Source organism: Amycolatopsis albidoflavus (assembly GCF_039525725.1).
In the GTDB taxonomy this organism is placed as follows: domain Bacteria; phylum Actinomycetota; class Actinomycetes; order Mycobacteriales; family Pseudonocardiaceae; genus Amycolatopsis; species Amycolatopsis albidoflava.
This window is the reverse complement of record NZ_BAAAHV010000008.1, coordinates 291,049-311,596: the sequence shown is the minus strand read 5'-3', so window position 1 is coordinate 311,596 and position 20,548 is coordinate 291,049. Positions and strand designations below refer to the sequence as shown.

General features: G+C 67.7%; 18 protein-coding genes and 1 pseudogene. 6 read left to right on the top strand and 13 right to left on the bottom strand.

From position 1 onward, the window contains the following. Positions 1-7: 7 nt before the first annotated feature. The 5 genes from ABD156_RS11800 to ABD156_RS11780 form a co-directional block, all read right to left on the bottom strand. Positions 8-1,090: an ABC transporter ATP-binding protein gene (locus ABD156_RS11800; protein WP_344270658.1), complete on the bottom strand. Its 1,083-nt coding sequence runs from the start codon at positions 1,088-1,090 to the stop codon at positions 8-10. A 12-nt stretch (positions 1,091-1,102) separates the two neighbouring features. Beyond that, a complete protein-coding gene (locus tag ABD156_RS11795) occupies positions 1,103-1,891 on the bottom strand; it encodes a carbohydrate ABC transporter permease (protein ID WP_344270755.1) in 789 nt (262 codons plus the stop codon). An 89-nt stretch (positions 1,892-1,980) separates the two neighbouring features. Continuing rightward, the gene (locus tag ABD156_RS11790) at positions 1,981-2,913 is read right to left on the bottom strand and encodes a carbohydrate ABC transporter permease (protein ID WP_344270655.1); all 933 of its coding nucleotides are present in this window, start codon (positions 2,911-2,913) and stop codon (positions 1,981-1,983) included. Then, positions 2,910-4,256, bottom strand: coding sequence for an ABC transporter substrate-binding protein (locus ABD156_RS11785; protein WP_344270752.1), 1,347 nt, complete (start codon positions 4,254-4,256; stop codon positions 2,910-2,912). Before ABD156_RS11785 ends, ABD156_RS11790 begins: the two co-directional genes overlap by 4 nt. After that, on the bottom strand, positions 4,243-5,250 hold the full coding sequence (locus tag ABD156_RS11780; protein ID WP_344270652.1) for a zinc-dependent alcohol dehydrogenase family protein: 1,008 nt from the start codon (positions 5,248-5,250) through the stop codon (positions 4,243-4,245). The genes ABD156_RS11785 and ABD156_RS11780 overlap by 14 nt, the downstream gene beginning before the upstream one ends. Before the next feature lie 185 nt (positions 5,251-5,435). Between ABD156_RS11780 and ABD156_RS11775 the strand changes: the two genes are divergently transcribed. Continuing rightward, positions 5,436-6,365, top strand: coding sequence for a sugar-binding transcriptional regulator (locus tag ABD156_RS11775; RefSeq protein WP_344270749.1), 930 nt, complete (start codon positions 5,436-5,438; stop codon positions 6,363-6,365). Positions 6,366-6,397: 32 nt separating this feature from the next. Here ABD156_RS11775 and ABD156_RS11770 read toward each other — a convergent pair whose 3' ends face one another. Continuing rightward, positions 6,398-6,715, bottom strand: coding sequence for a winged helix-turn-helix transcriptional regulator (locus ABD156_RS11770; protein ID WP_344270649.1), 318 nt, complete (start codon positions 6,713-6,715; stop codon positions 6,398-6,400). Between the two features lie 73 nt (positions 6,716-6,788). Here ABD156_RS11770 and ABD156_RS11765 point away from each other — a divergent pair, with 73 nt between their 5' ends. Next, positions 6,789-7,370 (top strand): NADPH-dependent F420 reductase, encoded by a 582-nt coding sequence (locus ABD156_RS11765; RefSeq protein ID WP_344270646.1) that lies wholly within the window; start codon positions 6,789-6,791, stop codon positions 7,368-7,370. Between the two features lie 21 nt (positions 7,371-7,391). Next, positions 7,392-8,558, top strand: a complete 1,167-nt coding sequence (locus ABD156_RS11760) for an FAD-dependent monooxygenase (protein WP_344270644.1) — start codon at positions 7,392-7,394, stop codon at positions 8,556-8,558. 37 nt (positions 8,559-8,595) lie between these two features. Here the strand turns inward: ABD156_RS11760 and ABD156_RS11755 are convergent, their stop codons facing one another. Further along, a complete protein-coding gene (locus ABD156_RS11755; protein WP_344270642.1) occupies positions 8,596-11,100 on the bottom strand; it encodes a DEAD/DEAH box helicase in 2,505 nt (834 codons plus the stop codon). A 152-nt stretch (positions 11,101-11,252) separates the two neighbouring features. Between ABD156_RS11755 and ABD156_RS11750 the strand changes: the two genes are divergently transcribed. Beyond that, complete coding sequence (locus ABD156_RS11750; RefSeq protein ID WP_344270639.1) at positions 11,253-12,506, top strand: primosomal protein; 1,254 nt, start codon at positions 11,253-11,255, stop codon at positions 12,504-12,506. 5 nt (positions 12,507-12,511) lie between these two features. Here ABD156_RS11750 and ABD156_RS11745 read toward each other — a convergent pair whose 3' ends face one another. After that, the gene (locus tag ABD156_RS11745; RefSeq protein ID WP_344270636.1) at positions 12,512-13,216 is read right to left on the bottom strand and encodes an SDR family NAD(P)-dependent oxidoreductase; all 705 of its coding nucleotides are present in this window, start codon (positions 13,214-13,216) and stop codon (positions 12,512-12,514) included. A gap of 100 nt (positions 13,217-13,316) precedes the next feature. On the opposite strand from ABD156_RS11745, the gene ABD156_RS11740 reads away from it, so the two are divergent. Beyond that, positions 13,317-13,871 carry a TetR/AcrR family transcriptional regulator gene (locus ABD156_RS11740; RefSeq protein ID WP_344270633.1) on the top strand — a complete coding sequence of 185 codons (555 nt, stop codon included), beginning with the start codon at positions 13,317-13,319 and terminating at the stop codon, positions 13,869-13,871. Here ABD156_RS11740 and ABD156_RS11735 read toward each other — a convergent pair. After that, positions 13,868-15,094 (bottom strand): annotated as a pseudogene (locus ABD156_RS11735) (MFS transporter); the annotation flags it as partial. The gene ABD156_RS11740 and the pseudogene ABD156_RS11735 sit on opposite strands and share 4 nt — an antisense overlap. A gap of 94 nt (positions 15,095-15,188) precedes the next feature. After that, positions 15,189-16,280, bottom strand: coding sequence for an adenosine deaminase (locus tag ABD156_RS11730; protein WP_344270628.1), 1,092 nt, complete (start codon positions 16,278-16,280; stop codon positions 15,189-15,191). Between the two features lie 211 nt (positions 16,281-16,491). Between ABD156_RS11730 and ABD156_RS11725 the strand changes: the two genes are divergently transcribed. Next, positions 16,492-17,583 carry a PA containing protein gene (locus tag ABD156_RS11725; RefSeq protein WP_344270625.1) on the top strand — a complete coding sequence of 364 codons (1,092 nt, stop codon included), beginning with the start codon at positions 16,492-16,494 and terminating at the stop codon, positions 17,581-17,583. A gap of 59 nt (positions 17,584-17,642) precedes the next feature. On the opposite strand, the gene ABD156_RS11720 is transcribed toward ABD156_RS11725, so the two are convergent. From ABD156_RS11720 to ABD156_RS11710, 3 genes are read right to left on the bottom strand one after another with little or no spacing between them, the layout of a single operon-like run. Then, positions 17,643-18,917, bottom strand: coding sequence for a thymidine phosphorylase (locus ABD156_RS11720; RefSeq protein WP_344270622.1), 1,275 nt, complete (start codon positions 18,915-18,917; stop codon positions 17,643-17,645). After that, complete coding sequence (locus ABD156_RS11715; protein ID WP_067589577.1) at positions 18,914-19,303, bottom strand: cytidine deaminase; 390 nt, start codon at positions 19,301-19,303, stop codon at positions 18,914-18,916. The genes ABD156_RS11720 and ABD156_RS11715 overlap by 4 nt, the downstream gene beginning before the upstream one ends. Beyond that, on the bottom strand, positions 19,303-20,535 hold the full coding sequence (locus ABD156_RS11710; RefSeq protein ID WP_344270746.1) for an ABC transporter permease: 1,233 nt from the start codon (positions 20,533-20,535) through the stop codon (positions 19,303-19,305). The genes ABD156_RS11715 and ABD156_RS11710 overlap by 1 nt, the downstream gene beginning before the upstream one ends. Positions 20,536-20,548 lie beyond the last annotated feature (13 nt).

The window sequence follows — 20,548 nt, the reverse complement described above, 5'->3', positions numbered from 1 at the left end:
CGAGCCCTCAGCCCAGCCGCAGCGTTGTCTTCGGGTCGAACGCGTGCGTCTCGCCCTCGCCGCGCAACGCCACCCGGACGTTGTCGCCGATGCGCGGCGGCGTCCGTCCGTCGACCCGGACCACGAACCGGTCGTCGCCGACCTTGCCGTGCAGGTACGCGTCCGCGCCGAGTTCCTCGACCAGCTCCACCACCAGTTCGAAGCCCTCGTCCGCCTCGCCGACCAGGCGCAGCGACTCCGGCCGGATCCCGAAGACGATCTCCGACAGCCCGGCCGCAGCTGTCCGCACCGCAGTGGGCAGCGGCACCACCAGGTCACCTAGCTGCACACCACCGTCGGACAGCGGCAGCGTCGCCAGGTTCATCGCCGGCGACCCGATGAACCCGGCCACGAACGAGTTCGCCGGTTTCTCGTACAGCGACCGCGGCGCGTCGCATTGCTGCAGCACGCCGTCCTTCAGCACGGCCACCCGGTCGCCCATCGTCATGGCCTCGACCTGGTCGTGGGTCACGTAGATGGTCGTCGTGCCGAGCCGTTGCTGCAGTTTCGCGATGTTGGCGCGGGTTTCGACGCGCAATTTCGCGTCCAAATTGGACAGTGGTTCGTCCATCAGGAACACGCTCGGCTCGCGCACGATCGCCCGGCCCATCGCGACCCGCTGCCGCTGCCCGCCGGACAACGCCTTCGGCTTGCGGTCGAGGAACCGGGACAGGTCGAGCATCGTGGCGGCCTCGTCGACCCGCTTCTTGATGTCGGCCGCCGAGAAACCGCGCAATTTCAACGCGAAACCCATGTTGTCGGCGACCGTCATGTGCGGGTACAGCGCGTAGGACTGGAACACCATCGCGATGTCGCGGTCCTTCGGCGGCAGGTCGGTGACGTCGCGGTCGCCGATCCGGATCGCGCCCTCGTTGACGTCCTCCAGCCCGGCGAGCATCCGCAGCGCGGTGGACTTGCCCGAGCCGGACGGTCCGACGAGCACGAGAAAATCGCCGTCCGGCACTTCGAGGCTCAACTGGTCGACCGCGCGGACGCCCGGGTTGCCGGGATAGACGCGCGACGCCTTGTCGTAGATCACTTCAGCGGACATCTGCGTTCTCCCTTACTTCACGGCGCCCATGGAAAGCCCGCGCACCAGGTGGTTCTGCGCGATCCAGCCCACGATCATCACCGGCAGCGAGGCCAGCAGCGCGGCGGCGGACAGCTGGGCCCAGTACAAGCCCTCGCTGGTGATGAAGCCGACCAGGAACACCGGCACCGTGCCGGCCCGGGCGGCGGTGAGGTTGACCGCGTAGAAGAACTCCGTCCAGGAGAAGATCACGCAGATCAATGCGGTCGCCGCGATGCCGGGCGCGACCACCGGCATGATGATCTTGCGCAGCAGCGTCGGCAGGTTCGCCCCGTCGATCCGCGCCGCCTCGATCATTTCGCCGGGGACTTCCAGGAAGAACGACCGCATCATCCAGATCGCCAGCGGCAGGTTCATCGCGGTGTACAGGATGATCAGCGCCCACACCGTGTCCAGCAGGTTGGTGTTCTGCGAGATCACGTACAGCGGGATGATCGCCGCGACGATCGGCAGCATTTTGGTCGACAGGAAGAAGCCCAGCGCGTTCTTCGTGCCCTTCACCGGGGCCAGCGACAGCGCGTAGGCGGCCGGGATTCCCAGCAGCAGTACGAGCAGCGTCGAAATGACCGTGACGAACGCCGAATTTCCCAGGTACGGCAGGAAACCGCTGTTGAGCACGCCGGAGATCTGGTCGAACGTCGGGCTGAAGAACAGCTTCGGCGGATCGGTGTAGGCGTCGTTTTCCTGTTTGAACGCGGTGAGAATCATCCACAGCAACGGGAAAACGAAGAGAATCGCGATGATCCAGGTCGCGACGGTCAGCGTGCCCGGGCCGTACCGGCGCTTCGTCTTGCGCTGCGGAGGCGGCGCGGTGTCGGTGGCGGCGGGCGAGGCGGTGGCGGTTGCGGTGCTCACTTGACTCCTCCGTCCACGGAGAACGCGCGGAACATCAGCCGCAGCGCGAAGGTCGCGACGATCATCGTCAGGATGACCACCACGACGCCCATCGCGGACGACTGGCCGATGTCGAAGCCCTCGAACGCGCGCTGGTAGATGTAGAACGGCAGGTTCGTGCTGGCCGTGCCCGGACCGCCTTGTGTCATCAGGAAAATCGCGTCGAAGCTGTTCACGATGTAGATCGCGCCGAGCAGCGTGGCCAACTGCAGGAAACGCGACAGGTGCGGCAGCGTGATCGAGACGAAGGTGCGCCAGCGGCTCGCGCCGTCCACCGACGCCGCTTCCAGCACCTCCTTCGACTGGCTTTGCAGCCCGGCGAGGATCAGCAGCGTCATGAACGGCGTCCACTGCCAGATGATCTGTGCCATCACCGCGGCCATCGGGAATTGCGAAAGCCAGTCGGTGTCCGTGCCGAACACGAAGTGCAGCAAACCGAAACTCGGGTCGAACACCGTCGTCTTCCACAGCAGCGCACCGGCGGCCGGGAGGATCAGGAACGGCGTGATCAGCAGCGTGCGGACGAATCCGCGGCCGAAGAACTTCCGGTCGAGCAGCACTGCGAGCCCGAGTCCCAGCAGCAGCGAGAGGAACACGCAGACCACGGTGAGCACCACTGTGTTCAGCAGTGCGCCGAGGAACGTCGTGTCAGTGAAGACGTCGACGTAGTTGCGGAAGCCGACGAAATGCCGCGAGCCCGGGCGCACCAGGTTCCACGACTGGAACGAGTAGAACAAGGTGAGCAGGAACGGAATCTGCGTCACCGCGATCACGAAGATCAACGCGGGCAGCAGCGGAAGCCGCCGTTTCCCGGTCGAGCCGGTCACTTTCTTCGCAGCGGGCTTCGCGGTCGCCGGCGCGGTTCCGGCGGGGACGGAGAGGGTGCTCATCGCTGCACCTCCTGATAGGACTTTCCGACGGATTCCGCGTATTTCTGCGATTGCGCGAGCGCGTCGGCGACGGAGGTCTGACCGGCGATCGCGGCGGACAGCTGCTGGCTCACCCGGGTGCCGAGGTCCTGGAACTCCGGGATCCCGACGAACTGGATGCCCGGGTACGGCACCGGGTTCACCATCGTCTTCTGCTGGTTGGCCGCCGCGATGCCGTCCAAAGTGGGCTGTGCGTAGGCTTTCGCGGCTTCCTTGTACTGCGGGATCTCATAGGTCGACTTGCGCGTGCCCGGCGGCACCCGGTTCCACCCGTAGGTCTCGCCGACCTTCTTCGCGTATTCCTTGTTCGTCATCCACGCCATGAACTTCCAGGCGTCGTCCTTGTTCTTGCCGACCTTCGGAATGCCCAGCGACCAGGTGTAGAGCCAGCCGCTCGCCTGCGTCTTCTCCACCGGCGCGGCGACGTAGCCGTTCTTGCCGCCGACGTGGCTGGTCTTCGGGTCTTCCGTGGTGCCGGTCATCGACGTGGCGTCGTACCACATCGCGGCGTTGCCCTGCGCGTATTTCGTGCCGCATTCGGTGAACCCGGCACTGGAGGCGCCGACCTCGCCGTGGTCGCGCAGCAGGTTCACGTAGAAGTTCGCCGCCTGGGTGAACTCCGGGCTGGTCAGCTTCGCGTTCCAGTCCTTGTCGAACCATTGCCCGCCAAAGGTGTTCGCCATCGTGGTGAACGGCGCGAGGCTCTCGCCCCAGCCCGGCTTGCCGCGCAGGCAGATTCCGGCGATACCGGCCTTCTTGTCGTCGAGTTTCGCGGCGAAACCGGCGATCTGCTGCCACGTCGGATGCGCCGGCATGTCCAGCCCGGCCTTCTGGAACAGGTCCTTGCGATAGACCACAAAGGACGATTCGCCGTAGAACGGCACCGCGTACATCTGGTTCTGATACGACAGCGACTGCCGGATGCTCGGGATGAAGTCGGCCTCGTCGTAGCCCGGCGTCGCCTTCATGTGCGGTTCGAGGTTCTCCAGCCAGCCGTTGGCCGCCCATTGCGGAGCCTCGTAGTTGCTGATCATCACCACGTCGAACTCGCCGCCCTGGGTGGCGGTGGACGCGGTGATCTTCGCCCTCGCCTCGTTTTCCGGCAGGGAGACGAATTTGAGCTTGATCCCGGGGTTGGCCTGCTCGAACTCGCCCTTGAGCGAGATGGCGTCCTTCATCTGCGGATTGGACACGATCGCGACGACCAGTGTCCGCCCGCCGGTGCCGAGCGCCCCGGCTCCGGCGCATCCCGTCACTAACAACGCTGTCGCGGCAAGGAGGCACAGGAGTTTACGCACCGCCACCACCTCCGGGCAGCACCTGGATCTTGAGGCCGGATCCGCTGCGCATCTTCGCGAGCGCCTCGGGGTACTGCTCGAGCGGAAGGGTGTCGGTGATCAGCGCTTCGGTGTCGATGTAGCCGTTCGCGACGAGGTCGAGCGCGTTGCCGTAGCTGTTCAGCACGGCCATCGAACCGACGACGGTGATTTCGTCGTTGTAGATGCGGAACGGCGAAAGCGAAATCCGCGCCTCAGCCGGGGCGACGCCGAACACGAGCAACCGGCCGCCGCGGTGAAGCGCGTTGAACGCGGCCTCGATCGCGGGTGCCGCACCAGTGCAGTCCACCGCGGCGTCGAAGCGTTCATCGTCCAATTCGGACACATCGGAAGCCACCGCTGCCGCACCGAGATCGGTCGCCCTCGGCAGCCGCGCGGCGTTGCGGTCGACCATCGTCACGTGCGCGCCCGCGCGGAGCAGGAGCTGCTGCATGATCAGGCCCATCGTGCCCGCGCCGACCACGAGGAAGCGTTCGCCCGCCTCCACGCCGATCCGGCGCACGCCGTGCACCGCGCAGGAAACGGGTTCGACCAGCGCGCCCTGCTCCCAGGTCATCGAGTCGGGCATCCGGTAGCAGGTGTCGGCGGGCACCGCGACGTACTCGGCGAAGGCGCCGTTGACCGTGTCGCCGGTGGCGTTCCAGTTCGCGCAGAGGTTGCCGTGCCCGGACCGGCACGGGGTGCAGTATCCGCAGTAGATCGACGGGTCGACCGCGACCCGGTCGCCGACCTTCCACTCGGCGGGCACGTCCGCGCCGAGTTCGACGATCTCCCCGGAGAACTCGTGCCCGGGAACGATGGGATACGGAGTCGGCGGGAAATGCCCGTCGGCGATGTGCAGGTCCGTGCCGCAGATCCCGCAGGCACCCACCTTCACGACGACCTGGCGCTCCCCGGGCTTCGGATCGGGAACCTCGCCGACCCGGATCTCCCCGGGCCGGTCCACGATCGCGGCGCGCATGCGTCATCACCTTCCAAGATGCTCATTTGAGCGATTTTGACTTATGCCGTAGGTAACATGCGTAGGCATTACAGGCCCCTGCCTGCGGATCCGTCAACCGGCAAAGCTCATTTTTGCGCTATCCTGCTCATGTGAGCAGGAAAAAGGGGCCACCGCCGCTGACCGAAACGCTGCTGCTGGCGACCATGGCCAGGCGGTTCTACGTGCAGGGCGCCTCGAAACTGGAGATCGCCGACGAGTTCGGCATGAGCCGGTTCAAGGTCGCGCGGATGCTGGACACCGCACTCGACACCGGACTGGTGCGGATCGAGTTCGACCTGCCCGCGCCGATCGACGTCGAACTGTCCGACGACATCCGCCGCGCCTACCGGCTCGACCGCGTGCTCGTGCTCGAACGAGCATCCGAGACGGAGCCGCGCGAGATCGTCCGCAAGCAGGTCGGCGCGCTGGCCGCCCGGCTGCTGGAGGAGATCGCGACGCCGGACGACGTCATCGGGCTGTCCTGGGCGCGGTCGGTCAACGCGATGACCGAGGCGATCCGGACCCTGCCGCGCTGCCCGATCGTGCAGTTGTGCGGGGTGCAGGCCGGAATGGACATGCGCGGCCGCTCGGTGGAGACGGTCAGCCGCGTGACGTCGGTGTCCGGCGGCGATTCGTACCCGATCTTCGGCCCGCTCGTCCTGCCCGACCGGCGGACCACCGAGATCCTGCGGCACCAGCCGGGCATCGCGGAAACGTTCGCGCAGTTCGGAAAACTCACCAAAGCCGTGGTCAGTATCGGTTCGTGGGAGGCCGGGGAATCGACGGTGTACGACGCGCTGGACGAGGCCGAACGCGCCGCCATCGCCGCCCGGGGCGCGACCGCCGAGGTCGCCGCGCGGCTGTTCGACGCGGACGGCAACTCGCTCGGCACCGGGCTGGCGCACCACGTGCTGGCGATCAGCCACGAGGAGCTGATGTCGGTCCCCGAGGTGATCGCGATCGGTTACAGCCGCCCGAAAGCCGAGGCGGTGGACGCCGTACTGCGGTCCGGGCTGGTGTCGACGCTGGTCACCGACGCCGCGGCGGCTGTACCGCTGCTGGAGCTGGCACGGGCGAGGCCGTTGCCCTCGTGAGCGCTGGCGCCGGTTCTAACCGGCGCCGCCACTCACGAGACCCGAGTCTGCGCCTCCACCACCCGATCCCCGTACTCCTCCGCCCACCTTCCGAACCCCTCGATCGGCCCGAGGAAGCTCACCCCCAGTTCGGTAAGCCGATACGCCCCCTCCACGCGCTCGACGAGCCCGTCGCGTTCCAGCTTGCGCACCGCCTCGGTGAGCACCTTCGCGCTGATCCCGCCGATGCGCGTGCGCAGTTCGCCGTGCCGCAGCGGGCCGTTCTTCAATGCCCACAACACGACCGGATGCCAGGTGTTCGCCACCAGGTCGAACGCGAGCCGGGTGCGGCAGTCGGCGATGAACTCCATGGTTACCTTTCGGTTCCTGCGCTGGTCCATAACGTCGCTTCCGTACAACCACGCGACGACAGGAGACCTTCCCATGCGCATCGCCCTCTTCGGCACCGGCGGAATGGCGTCCGCCCTCGGCGGTCAATGGACCCGGCACGACCTGACCGTCTCGGGCCGCTCCCCTGCTGGTGCTGCGGCCTTGGCAGCCGAACTCGGCGCCGAGGCCGCGGACTGGGCCGACGCGGCCGCCCGAGCGGACGCCATCCTGCTGGCCGTTCCCACCACCGCCCTGGAAGCCCTGCTCACGCCGCTCGACCTGACCGGCAAGATCCTCATCGACTGCACCAACACCCCCGGCGCGACCGGCGAACCGGTGGCCGTCCGGATCGCCGAATACGCCCCCGGCGCGTCGGTGGTGAAGGCGTTCAACCTCGCCCACGTGGACGTCTGGCGCATGACCCCGCCGCTGTTCGAGGGCCGCCCGCTCGGTGTCCCGCTCTGCGGTGCCCCGGACGCCGTCGCGGTGGCAACGGAGCTGGTCCAAGACCTGGGCTGCACTCCCCTGCCCGCTGGTGGCTTGGAGCGAGCCGCCCTGCTGGAAGCCGCCGCCGGACTGGCGATCAGCCTGTGGGTCGACGGCTTGGACGCGCGTTCCATGCTCATGGCGAGCTGATCGGGCCTATCCTGGTGGCCTATGGGCGGATCAGCGGTCATTGTCGGCGGCGGAATCGGCGGTCTGGCCGCGGCGATCGGGTTGTCGCGAGTCGGCTGGCAGGTCACGGTCTTCGAACGCCTGCCCGGTGAACTGGACGACGCCGGTTCCGGCATTTCCCTGGCCGCCAACGGTGTTCGAGCCCTGGACGCGTTGGGAGCCGGCGCCGCACTCCGCGCCGCCGGCTGCTTCCAGCGCACGGTAAGCACCCGCAACCCGCGCGGCACCTGGCTGGCCCGCATGGACGGAGCCGAACTAGAACGCGTCGCCGGAACCCCGATCGTCGGCATCGCACGGTACGAACTGCATCGGTTGTTGCGGTCAATGCTGCCCTCGCCGGTGGTGCGAGATGAGGTCACCGCCGTCGAGGGCACCACCGTGCACACCGCGTCCGGCCGCCACGAGGCTGACGTCGTCATCGCCGCCGATGGCGTCAACAGCCAACTACGCAAGCGTTTCTTCCCCGTACACCCAGGGTCTGTCTACAGTGGATCGTCGGTCGTCCGGGCCATCACTGCTGAACCGATCGAACTGTCCTCTTCGGACTTCAACCTCACCTGGGGGCGAGGCGTCGAGTTCGGCCACATCGCCCTTGCGGACGGCCGAGCGGAATGGCACGCCGTGTTGTCCATCCCAGCGGACACCCGATACCCGGACCTGCTGGCCGAAATGCGCCGTCGCTTCGGTTCCTGGCACGATCCGATCCCGGAGTTGCTCGACGCGACCGAGCCGGAAGCCGTGCTGCACCACGATGTGTACGAGCTGGTGACGCCGCTGCCGTCCTATGTGTCCGGTCGCGTTGCCTTCCTCGGCGATGCCGCACACGCGATGCAACCCAATCTCGGCCAGGGCGCCTGCCAAGCGCTGGAAGACGCCGTGACACTGGCGCATGCCTTGTCGTCAGCCGACCTCGACACCGCACTCACCCGGTACGACGCTGAACGCCGCCCGCGCAGCCAGGCCATCGCCCTCGCTGCCCGGCAAACCGGCCGGATGGGCCAGCAACTGACGAACCCGGTGGGCATCGCAGTACGGAATCTGCTGTTCCGCGCCATGCCAACATCACTGATGGCCCGGTCGATGCTGCGCTACACCCGCTGGCAACCACCCACCTTGGACGCCCGTGAGGGGAACCCTGAGGGACTCTGAGTCCCTCAGGGTTCCCCTCACGGACTTGAAGCAGGTTTTAGAGCTGGTTGACGTTCACGACTCGGACTACTGCGGTGCCAACCTCATCCGAGGCACGCAGATCGACCTCCGCGCTGATCCCCCAGTCATGATCCCCAGCCGGGTCGTCGAAGATCTGCCGCACCCGCCACACGTCCGGCTCCTGCTCGATCAGCAGCAAAGCCGGGCCCCGCGCATCCGGGCCGGTTCCGAGTGAATCGTGCTCGTCGAAGTAGTCCTCGATCGCGTCTTCCCACGCGTCCGCGTCCCAGCCCGAACCGGAGTCCAGCGAGCCCAGCGTGTCGTAAGCCCGGCGCGAAGCCAGCTCCACCCTGCGGAACAACTCGTTGCGCACCAGCACCCGGAACGCCCGCTCGTTGCGCGTCACCGCGGGCGGCTCGGTAGGCGGACGATGCGACACCGGGCCTTCCTCGTCCGGATGCCGCAGCGCTTCCCATTCGTCCAGCAGGCTCGAGTCGACCTGGCGCACCAATTCGCCGAGCCATTCGATGAGGTCCTGCAGCGGTTCGGTCTTCGCCTCGTCCGGAACGGTGTGCCGCAGCGCGTCGTAGGTGTCGGCGAGGTAGCGCAGCACCAGGCCCTCAGAGCGGGCGAGCTGATAGAAGCCCACGTATTCCACGAAGTTCATCGCGCGCTCGTACATATCGCGCACCACCGACTTCGGCGACAGCTCGTAATCCGCCACCCACGGATGTCCGGCGCGATAAGACTGGTAAGCCGCGTTAAGCAGCTCCTCCAACGGCTTCGGGTACGTGACGGACTCGAGAAGCTCCATCCGCTCGTCGTACTCGATGCCGTCGGCCTTCATCGCCTGCACGGCCTCGCCGCGGGCCTTGAACTGCTGCTGCGACAGCACCGGCCGCGGATTGTCCACAGTGGATTCCACAATGGACACCACGTCCAGCGCGTACGACGGCGACTCCATGTCGAGCAATTCCACCGCGGCCAACGCAAAGGGCGAAAGCGGCTGGTTCAAAGCGAAATCGAACTGCAGATCCACCGTCAGGCGGACAATCCGGCCCTCGGCGTCCGGCTCGGGCAGCCGTTCCACGACACCGGCGGCCAGCAGCGAACGGTAGATCTCAATCGCCCGCAGGATCAGCTTCCGCTGCGTCGGACGGTCCGAATGGTTGTCCTCCAGCAGGTGCCGCATCGCGTCGAAAGCGTTGCCGGGGCGCGAAATCACGTTCAGCAGCATCGAGTGGCTGACCCGGAAGCTGGACGTGAGCGGTTCCGGATCGGCCGCGATCAGCCGGTCGAACGTGCTCTCGGTCCAGTTGACGAAGCCCTCCGGCGCTTTCTTCCGGACGATCTTCTTTTTCTTCTTCGGGTCGTCGCCCGCCTTCTCCAGCGCCTTCGCGTTCTCCACCACGTGATCCGGGGCCTGCACGACGACATAACCGTCGGTGTCGTAGCCGGCGCGGCCCGCGCGTCCGGCGATCTGGTGGAACTCGCGTGCCTTCAAATGCCGCTGCCGCACGCCGTCGTACTTCGTCAGCGCCGAGAACACCACCGTCCGGATCGGCACGTTGATGCCGACGCCGAGCGTGTCCGTCCCGCAGATCACCTTCAGCAGCCCGGACTGCGCGAGCGTTTCGACCAGCCGCCGGTACTTCGGCAGCATGCCCGCGTGGTGCACGCCGATGCCGTGCCGCACGAGCCGCGAGAGCGTCTTGCCGAACCCGGCGGAGAACCGGAAGTCGCCGAGCAGGTCGGCGATCGCCTCCTTCTCCGCCTTAGTGGTGACGTTGATGCTCATCAGCGTCTGCGCCCGCTCGATGGCCGCGGCCTGCGAGAAATGCACGACATACACCGGCGCCTGGCCGCCGTTCAGCAGCTCGGACATCGTCTCGTGCAGCGGCGTGAGCGCGTACCGGAAGGTGAGCGGCACCGGCCGCTGCGCCGAGGTGACCACCGCGGTCGGCCGTCCGGTCCGCCGGGTCAGGTCCTTTTCGAAGAACGAAACGTCGCCGAGCGTGGCCGACATGAGCACGAACTGCGCGTTCGGCAGCTCGATCAGCGGGACCTGCCACGCCCAGCCGCGGTCCGGTTCCGAATAGAAGTGGAACTCGTCCGCGACGACCTGGCCGACCGGGGCGTCGGCGCCGTCGCGCAACGCGATGTTCGCCAAGATTTCCGCGGTGCAGCAGATGATCGGGGCGTCCGCGTTGACACTCGAATCGCCGGTCATCATGCCGACCTGATCGGCCCCGAAGATCTCGATGAGCTGGAAGAACTTCTCCGAGACCAGCGCCTTGATGGGCGCGGTGTAAAAACTGCGTTTGCCGTGTGCGAGCGCGGTGAAGTGCGCGCCGACCGCCACGAGGCTTTTGCCGGAGCCGGTCGGCGTCGACAGGATCACGTTGGCCCCGGAGACGACCTCGATCACCGCCTCCTCCTGCGCGGGGTACAGCTCGATCCCCCGTTCGGCCGTCCACGTCGTGAAGGCTTCGAACAGGGCATCTGCGTCGGGATCCGCTGGCAGGAGGTCGGTGAGAGTCATCGTGTCGACCATCGTGCCATCCCGTCCCCGGCCGCGGGTGCAGGGGAGATCGCGGGTGCTTGCCCTAACCCGTAGGCTTCCGGTACCGCGCGCTGCCGGAGGGGACGGACAGGCGGGCGCGCACACGGGCGGTACTCGCGGAGGATTCGGCAATGGCACAGGACATCATCCCGATCGAACTCGGGCTGCCGCAGGGCGACGTGGTCACCCTCTGGGCCCCCCGTTGGCGGGAGGACGGCGAGGAGTGGGAAGCGTTCCTCGGCGACGAGGACGACCTGTACGCCTTCCCGGACGCCGCGCACCTCGCCGCTTTCGTGCGCACGGCCGAGCAGCACGACCTGCTCGACCATCCGGCGTGGGACGCGGTGCCCGCGCTGAACGTGCCCGAGCTGATCCCCGACGACGACCACTCCTACGACCTCGTCGGCGTGCCCGAACTGGTCGCCGAGGAGCCGGACTCGTGGACGATCGGCGAGCTGGCCGAGATCGTCGGCATCGTGCGTTCGCTCGCCGACGTGTGCGAGCTCGACGAGGTGCACGAGGTGCTCGACGCCTACGAGGGCTTCTCGCTGCTGGAGCAGGGCCGGCTGCCGTTCACCGGGCGCGAGGGCGAAGCGCTCTGGAACGACCTGTCGAAGGCCGTCTCCGAGAAGTGGGACACCGTGCTCGACGCGATCGACAACCTGGTGACCGTGCCGGACGTCGACGCCGCGGTGCTGGAGCAGACCGCCGAAGAGCTGGCCGCCTTCCACGAGGAGTCCGCTGAGGCGGAAGCCGGCGAAGAGGACGGCGGGCCGGAAGACCTCGAAGCGGTCGACGGCGAAGACGAGGACGTCGAAGACGAACCGGTCGGCTTCTGGGGCGAGGTCGGCATCGACCCGATCAAGATCGTCACCTCCGGCGCGGAGTACTACACGCTGCGCTGCTACCTCGACGACAAGCCGGTGTTCCTCGGCAACGACGGCGAGATCGACGTGTTCAGCTCGCCGAAGGCGCTGCTCAAGGCGATCAAGGCGGGCGACGAGCTGGCCGACACCGACATCGCCGGCGTGTCCACTTGGGACGAGGTGCGGGAGAAGGCGGCGGCCGACGAGCTGGAGGTCGAGGTCGACACCGACAACACCTACGTCTTCCCCGGCCTCGACGAGGACATCGCCGAGGGCCCGGAGTCGATCGACCCGACCCAGCTGGAGCTGGCGGTCGAGCTGATCACCGACGCCGCCGAATGGGCGGGCGACGACACCGTCGAAACCGCGCTGGCGGCCAACGAAAGCCTCGGCTGGCTGGTGTCCTTCGTCCTGCGGCCGGACCCGAGCCGGCTCGAGCCGAGCGCTCCGTTCGACACCGAGCAGAGCGCCTGGCGCAAGCTGGTGGAGGACTTCGAGAACCGCCTCACGGTGGTCTGAACCTCTTAGAGGGCGTCGAACACGCTCTCGGCCGAGTCACCGGCGGAGAACATCTTCCAGGCGACGCCGGCGATCGCATCCGGATCCAGGGTGCGGCCGTCGGCGTCGCCGTATTTTTCCGGCTGCCCGACGACCATCCGGTGAATATCGCCGCGTTCGATCAGGCCGCCGATGATGAGGCTGCCCGCGTACACCCCGGTTCCGGCCAGCCCCTCGTGCAGCGTCCGCGCGTAGTTCCGCAACGCCGCTGACGACACCGCGAGCGCGCCGAGCGCGGGCATCGGCCGCACCGCGCTGAGCCCGCCGGCGAACAGAAATCCGCCGCTGCCGCGCTCCAGCATCCCCGGCAGCAGTTTGCCGACCACCTCGATCGCCGGATACACCCAGCTCATCGCCTTCTCGACGGCGTCCGCGGTCGCTTTGGTGATGTCCGTGGGAATGCTGTCCGGTTCGATCGCTGCCGGGCCGTAGTAGGCGACGTCGATGATGCCGAACCGTTCGGTGATTTCGTCGAGCGTCGCCCCGATCCCGGCGCGGACGTCGCCGACGAACGCTTCCGCGTTGTCGAGTTCGGCCAGGTAGGCCGGGTGCCGCTCAGCGGTACGCGAAACGAGCGCGACGTTGTATCCCTCGTCGGCGAACCGGTGTGCGATCGACATTCCGAGGCCGGGTCCGGCTCCGAGGACGACGGCGGTCGGGCGAGTGGTCATGGCTTGTCCTTCCCCAGGATTAAATCGAGGGCACCCTCGACTTCGTTCGCCAAGCTACCACAAAACCCGAGGGTGCCCTCGACTTTGTACGATGGGACCCATGGCCACCGGATCGAAGCCGTTGCGCGCGGACGCGGCCCGCAACCGCGACAAGCTGCTGGCCGCCGCGACGCGCGCGTTCGGCGAGCACGGCCTCGACGCGCCGCTGGAGCAGATCGCCCGCAGCGCTGGGGTCAGCATCGGCACGCTGTACGCGCACTTCCCGACTCGGGACGCCTTTGTCGACGCGATCCTGCCCGCGCAGATTGCCGCGTTGGACGATCTGGCGACGAATGCGTTGGCCGAGCCGGACCCGTGGCAGGGCTTCACCAGCTTCCTCGACGGACTGTTTGCCTTGCAGGCCAAGGACCACGGACTCAGCGACGCCCTCGCCCGGCGATTGCCGCTGAGCCCGGCCGTATTGGAGGCATGCCGCGCCGGTTTCGAGCATGCCGCACGGATCATTGACCGGGCAAAGGAATCCGGTCAGCTGCGCGCCGATTTCGAACCCGCGGATCTCGCTCCGCTGGTCTCCGCGATGTCACAGCTGATCCGCGAATCACCCGAGACCTGGCGACGGCACTTGGCGTTCTTTCTCGACGGCCTGCGCGCTTAGTCCTTTTCGGACTCCGCGCGCACCGGCACCAAACCTATTGCCAGCAGCGGAAAAACCGCCGCCACACAATAAGCCAGCGCATACCGGCTGTCTCCGATCACCAGACCCAGCAACGGCGGCGTCAACGACGCGGCGATGTTCTGCGCGGTGTTCTGCGTCCCCATCGCCCGGCCGGACCACGCGACGCCGGCCAGCTCGGCCGACGCGGTGAAGCCGAGACCGTTGTCCGCCACCGTGATCACCGCCGCCAGCACCAGCGCGGCCAGCACCAGCCACAGCCCAGTCGCATCCCCGACCGCGACCAGCAGCATCACGACCACACTCGCGACGGCGAGCTGCCGCATCGGCCGCAACCGGCTGCCGACCCGGTCCGACCAATACCCCGACGCCAGCCGCCCGAGCGCGCCGAGCACCTGAGCCACCGCGACGAACACCCCGGCCTGCGCGGCGGTCCACTGATGCTGCGACACCAGATACACCGGCGCGAAGGCGGACACCGCGAACTGCGGCACCACCAACAGCGCGCTCGCGCCGTGCACGCGCCACAGCCACGGCTTGCGGTATGGCGACGGCGGCCGCTCTCCCTTCGCCGCGCGCGGCGGCCGCGGCGGGTCCACGACGAACAGCGCCACCAAGAGCGCCACGCCCACCGCCAGCACGGCCGGAAGCAGCATCGCCGCCTGGAATCCCCACTGCGCGGCCAGCGGCGGCAGGCCCAGCGCGGCCACGCCGACGCCCAGCGGCTGCGCCGTCTGCCGGATCCCCATCGCGACGCCGCGCTCGGATTTGGCGAACCAGCCCATCACGACCCGGCCGCTCGCCGCGTTCACCGAAGCCGTGCACGCACCGGCCACGAGAAACACACCAAAGAGAAGGCCGACTGGGTGGTGCCACAGGGCGGCGTACACGAGGAGTAACCCCGAAACGCCCAGGCCGAGCGCCATGATGAGGCGCTCGCCGTAACGGTCCGCAGCCGCACCCCAGGCGATGAGCGTCAGCAACAGGCCGATACTCGGCGCCGCGACGACCGTGCCCGCCTGCGCCAGCGTCAGATGGTCGGCCTCGCGCATGGCGGGCACGAGAAACGGCAGCCCGTAAAGGAAGGAGCAGCTGGCGGTCTGCGCGGCGAGGCCGAGCGCGAGAATCAGCCACCGCCGCGAGCTGCCTTTTTGCCGCACCTGCTCCCCGGTCTCGACCTGCGCCATTCCGCCCACCGTCTCATTATTTGAGAAATATGTCTTACATAGTGAACGATAGTTGGCATAGCTAACGAACGCAACCGCCTTTCGGGGGCGGCCGCGTTCGGGGAGCCGGGATTCAGCCGAGCGCCGCGTACCCGGGTTTGACGACCTTCTCGATCAGCTCGAGCCGCTCGTCGAAATCGAGGAACGCGGATTTCATGGCGTTGATGGTGAACCAGCGGAAGTCGTCCAAGCCGAAGCCGAACGTCTCGGCCAGCGCGGCGAATTCACTGGTCATCGTGCAGCCGCTCATCAGCCGGTTGTCGGTGTTGACCGTGACGCGGAAGCGCAGCCGCGCGAGCAGGCCGATGGGATGCTCGGCGAGCGACGGTACGGTTCCGGTCTGGACATTCGACGACGGGCAGATTTCCAGCGGGATGCGCCGGTCCCGGACGTAGCCCGCCAACCGTCCAAGATGGACATTTCCGTCGGCGTCGGCGGTGATGTCCTCGGCGATCCGCACGCCGTGCCCGAGCCGTTCCGCGCCGCAGTACTGGATTGCCTCGCCGATCGACGGAAGTCCGAACGCTTCGCCGGCATGAATAGTGAAGTGCGCATTGTTCCGGCGCAAATAGTCGAATGCGTCCAGATTTCGGGTGGGCGGGAATCCGTCCTCCGGTCCGGCGATGTCGAATCCGGCCACGCCGGCGTCGCGGTAGCGCACCGCGAGTTCGGCGATCTCGAGCGCGCGGGCATGCTGGCGCATGCCGCACAACAAGGTCCGCACCCGGATCCGGCCACCGCCCGCGGCTACCCTCCGCATCCCTTCGGCGAAGCCTTCCTGGACCGCCTCAACCACTGCATCGAGTGACAGTCCGCGTTCCACGAACAGCTCCGGCGCATACCTCAGCTCGGCGTACACGACCCCGTCCGCAGCCAGGTCTTCCACCGCTTCGGCGGCAACCCTGACCAGCGCTTCCTCCGTTTGCATGACACCACACGTATGGGCGAACGTCTCGAGATACGACACGAGAGAACCGGAGTCGGCCGCGGCGCGGAACCAGCGGCCGAGTTCGTCGGGATCCGTCGCCGGAAGGTCCCGGTAGCCGAGATCCTCTGCGAGTTCGGCGACGGTGGCCGGGCGCAAGCCGCCGTCGAGGTGATCGTGGAGCAGGACCTTGGGGGCACGGCGCAGGATCTCCGCGCTCAGCGGGGTTACGTCCGACATGCTCCAACGGTAGCCTCGCTGTCATTCCCCTACCTGGCCGTAACCGAGAGCACCGGAACAACCCTCTGCTCAGCACTGTGCGCAAGGAATCGGCCATCCGGGTGGCGCGCCCCTTATCCGCGTTCCCCGGGGGCCATACGCACAGCAATTTTCTTCATCGATAAGCTCGGGTCAGTCCCTTCCATTTTCCCCGCCGACGAAGGACACCGCAGTGACCACTGACAACCACATTGCCGCTCCGTCGTTCGACCGGATGCGCAACATGCTGGTGCGCGCGGCCGAGGTTCGTGAGAGCGAGCAGCAGCAGATCTTCGACGCGCTCGACGACATCTACGCCCGGCTCGCGCCGGTGGACTCCCTCGGCGCGGTGCGCAAGCGGCTGTCGGAAATGCCGGACCGGACCGAGGTCGGGGTGCTGGCGGAGCGCCTCGACGAGGCGATGACCCGGCTGGAGTCCCAAGACAACGCGATCGCCGCGCTCACGCACGCGGTGGAGAGCATCGTCGACAAGCTGGCGAAGCCCTTCGCCCAGCTCGACGGACGCCTCGACGGCGTGGCGGCGCGGTTCGAGGGCGTCGCGGGCCGGATGGACGGGCTCGAGGACAAGCTGCAGAACATCCACCGTCGGCTCGACGAGCTGGGCGGGCACCTGGACAAGCAGGACGCGAAGCTGGAGTCGCTGCCGCAGGCCACGCAGGGCCCGATCCGCGACCGGATCGAAATGGCCGAGACGTCGCTGCGCGAGCGGATCGAGACCACGGACCAGGAACTGCGCTCCCGCGTGGACGAACTGGACCGCGCGACGAAGGAACGCATCGCCACCGCGACCGACACGCTGAAGAGCGCGGTCTCCGACACCGGCGAGATGATCGACCCGGCCGCGCGCCTCGACTCGGTGGGCACGAAGCTCGAAACGATCACCCAGCGTCTCGACGACCTGTCCGGCCGGATCGACAAGGTCGAGGACGACGTCACCGGCCGCATTGGCGACCTGGACGGTTCCGTGCGCAGCGGCCTGTCGAAGGTCGAAAGCACGCTGGCGAAGCAGCCGGACACCGACTCGGTCGACTCGCTGGTGCGCCGCAGCAACGACGAATCGGTCCGCCGCATCGGCGGCCAGCTGGACGAAGCGATGGCGACGTTCGCGGAGCTGATGCTCGGCGGCGGCCCCGCCGTGCAGCAGATCGCCCCGCCGCCGCCCGCCCCGCGGCAGCCGCGCCGCAGCTCGCGTAACGGGCGTTCGCCCAAGGCGGCTGACGCTAAGGCCAAGGCTGGCGGCGACGCGGACGAGTCGACTGACTGACGCTCCTTGCACGAAGCCCCCGTCCAGATTCTGGACGGGGGCTTCGTTGTTTCTAGCGGTCAGGGCCGAACGGTCTCCAGCACGATCCCCGTCGCGGCAGGTGCCTCCGCACCCACCTCGAATCCGCCCTCCAACGCAGCAAGGGCCGCCGGGATCGCCTCCGGAGTGTCCGTATGCAGCTCCAGCAATGGCTCCCCCGCCACCACCGCATCGCCCGGCTTCGCGTGGCACAAGATTCCCGCCGCCGCCTGCACCGGATCTTCCTTCCGTGCCCGGCCAGCCCCGAGCCGCCAAGCCGCGACGCCTACCGCGTAGGCGTCCAGCGAGGTCAGCACTCCCGACTCCGGCGCGGCGACAACGTGTACGTGCGCCGGACGCGGCAGCTCAGCCGACGGGTCTCCGCCCTGCGCGGCGATCATCCGGGACCACACCTCGTACGCCTCACCGGACGCCAGCACCGCGGCCGGGTCCACGGAAATGCCCGCGAGCGTAAGCATTTCCCGAGCCAACGCCACGGTCAGCTCGACCACGTCCGATGGACCGCCACCGCGAAGAACCTCAACAGCCTCCGCGACCTCCGCCGCGTTCCCGACCGCACGCCCGAGTGGCGTGCTCATGTCGGTGATCAACGCCGTGCAAGCCACCCCGTGCGCCGTCCCGATATCCACGAGCGTCCGTGCCAGAAGCTGCGCCTCCGGCACCGTCTTCATGAACGCCCCGGACCCAGCCTTCACATCCAGCACAAGGCCCGAAGCACCTTCGGCGATCTTCTTGCTCATGATCGAGCTGGCGATCAACGGCACCGACTCGACCGTCGACGTGACATCACGCAACGCGTACAGCTTCTTGTCCGCCGGAGCCAGCCCCTCGGTCGCCGCGCAGACCACCGCGCCGACCGAGTTGAGCTGCGCCGCGATTTCGTCCAGTGAAAGAGCCGCGCGCCAACCCGGGATCGACTCCAGTTTGTCGAGCGTCCCGCCGGTGTGGCCGAGCCCCCGTCCGGACAGCTGCGGCACCGCGGCACCGCACGCCGCGACCAGCGGAGCCAGCGGCAAGGTGATCTTGTCGCCGACGCCGCCGGTCGAGTGCTTGTCCACGGTCGGGCGCGCGACGTCCAGCGACAGCCGCGAGCCCGAGTCGATCATCGCGCCGGTCCAGCGCGCGATCTCGCCGTCGTCCATGCCACGCAAGAAGATCGCCATGGCCAGCGCGGCCATCTGCTCTTCCGCGACGGCCCCGTGGGTGTAGGCGTCGACGACCCAGGCGATCTGTTCGTCGCTCAGCCGTCCGCCATCACGCTTGGTCCGAATGACGTCTACCGCAGCGAAAGTCACGGCAAATCCTCCGGCCCGAACGCGTCCGGCAGCACCTCCGACATCGGCAGCACTCCGCGAGGAGTGTCGACCAGACAAGAGGATCCGCCGAGTTCAAAAAGAATCTGCCGGCAGCGACCGCACGGCATCAGCAATTCGCCCGCGCCGCTGCGGCAAGCGACCGCGACCAAACGGCCACCGCCGGACAGTCGCAATTGACCGGCCATTGTGCACTCAGCGCACAAACCCAAGCCGTACGAAGCGTTTTCGACATTGCACCCAGTCACCTGACGGCCATCATCCACAATGGCCGCGACGCCGACGTGCAGTCCCGAGTAAGGCGCGTACGCGTGCGAAGCCGCCTTGACCGCCTCAGCACGCAACGCTTCCCAGTCCACTTCGGACATCAGTCGCCCTCACCTCGCCGGTACTGCGCACCGTCTGCCTTGGGTGGCCGCAGTCGTTGCGACGCAACGGCTAGCACGATCAGCGTCACGAAGTGCGCGGTGTACGGGATCAAGTCGCTCGGCAGAGTGTCGTTGGTCCAGTAGATCGCGTACAGAATCCCAGCGCCGACCACGCCGAGCGCGGCCGCGAGCCAACGCTTCCTGATCAGCTGCACGATCACGATGATCGCGAGCAGAATGACCGCGCCGTACAGCAACGCCAGCACCGCGTCGCCGCCACCGGCGAGCTGCAGGCCGTCGGAGTACCCGAACAGCGCGGCACCGCCGAGCAGTCCGCCCGGCCGCCAGTTGCCGAAGATCATCGCGGCCAGACCGATGTACCCGCGGCCGTTGGTCTGGTTCTCCAGGTAGTCCGCGCCGCCCTTGAGCAGCACCAGCGAAGCACCGCCCATGCCCGCGAAGCCGCCGGAGATCAGCACGCCGACGTACTTGTAGCGATACACGTTCACGCCGAGCGACTCCGCCGCGACCGGGTTCTCGCCGCACGAACGCAGCCGCAGGCCGAACCGCGTGCGCCAGAGAACCCAGTAGCTCACGGGAATCAGCACGATCGCGAGCATGGTCAGCGGCGCGACACCGGTCACCAGCCCGCGCAGAATGCCCGCGACGTCAGAGAGCCCGACGCGCTGCTGGTTCTCCAGCGAGCCCAGCCAGTCCGACAACCCGGCCGCCGAATAGGTGTCGAACTTCGGCACCGGCGGCGACTGGCGCGGGTTTCCCGACAGCGGCTCGAAAATCAGGTTCGCCAGATACTTCGCGACGCCGAGCCCGAGCAGGTTGATCGCGACGCCGGAGACGATGTGGTTGACGTTGAACGTCACCGTCGCCACCGCGTGCAGCAGCCCGCCCAGCGCGCCGAACGCGATCGCGGCCAGCAGGCCGACCCACGCGCCGCCGTAATACGCACCCCAGGCCGCGCCCCAGGTGCCGAGGATCATCATGCCTTCGAGGCCGATGTTGATCACGCCCACGCGCTCGGCCCACAGCCCGCCCAGCGCGCACAGCAGGATCGGCAGCGCCAGCCGCAGCGCGGTCGACGCGGTGTTGCTGGACGTCAGCGCCGAAACGCCGGTGGCGTACGACGCGGTGGACATGACCGCAATCGCGACCACGGCCCAGATCACGCCGCGCAGCCAACCGGGGATCCGCTGCCGCTTGCGCTTGACCGGCATCGGCGTCCCGGAT

Bases quoted from the DNA above. Each gene is read 5' to 3' on its own strand.
- ABD156_RS11800 (WP_344270658.1), bottom strand. From the start codon at position 1,090: ATGTCCGCTGAAGTGATCTACGACAAGGCGTCGCGCGTCTATCCCGGC.
- ABD156_RS11790 (WP_344270655.1), bottom strand. From the start codon at position 2,913: ATGAGCACCCTCTCCGTCCCCGCCGGAACCGCGCCGGCGACCGCGAAG.
- ABD156_RS11780 (WP_344270652.1), bottom strand. From the start codon at position 5,250: ATGCGCGCCGCGATCGTGGACCGGCCCGGGGAGATCCGGGTCGGCGAG.
- ABD156_RS11775 (WP_344270749.1), top strand. From the start codon at position 5,436: ATGGCCAGGCGGTTCTACGTGCAGGGCGCCTCGAAACTGGAGATCGCC.
- ABD156_RS11770 (WP_344270649.1), bottom strand. From the start codon at position 6,715: ATGGAGTTCATCGCCGACTGCCGCACCCGGCTCGCGTTCGACCTGGTG.
- ABD156_RS11765 (WP_344270646.1), top strand. From the start codon at position 6,789: ATGCGCATCGCCCTCTTCGGCACCGGCGGAATGGCGTCCGCCCTCGGC.
- ABD156_RS11760 (WP_344270644.1), top strand. From the start codon at position 7,392: ATGGGCGGATCAGCGGTCATTGTCGGCGGCGGAATCGGCGGTCTGGCC.
- ABD156_RS11755 (WP_344270642.1), bottom strand. From the start codon at position 11,100: ATGACTCTCACCGACCTCCTGCCAGCGGATCCCGACGCAGATGCCCTG.
- ABD156_RS11750 (WP_344270639.1), top strand. From the start codon at position 11,253: ATGGCACAGGACATCATCCCGATCGAACTCGGGCTGCCGCAGGGCGAC.
- ABD156_RS11745 (WP_344270636.1), bottom strand. From the start codon at position 13,216: ATGACCACTCGCCCGACCGCCGTCGTCCTCGGAGCCGGACCCGGCCTC.
- ABD156_RS11740 (WP_344270633.1), top strand. From the start codon at position 13,317: ATGGCCACCGGATCGAAGCCGTTGCGCGCGGACGCGGCCCGCAACCGC.
- ABD156_RS11730 (WP_344270628.1), bottom strand. From the start codon at position 16,280: ATGTCGGACGTAACCCCGCTGAGCGCGGAGATCCTGCGCCGTGCCCCC.
- ABD156_RS11715 (WP_067589577.1), bottom strand. From the start codon at position 19,303: ATGTCCGAAGTGGACTGGGAAGCGTTGCGTGCTGAGGCGGTCAAGGCG.
- ABD156_RS11710 (WP_344270746.1), bottom strand. From the start codon at position 20,535: ATGCCGGTCAAGCGCAAGCGGCAGCGGATCCCCGGTTGGCTGCGCGGC.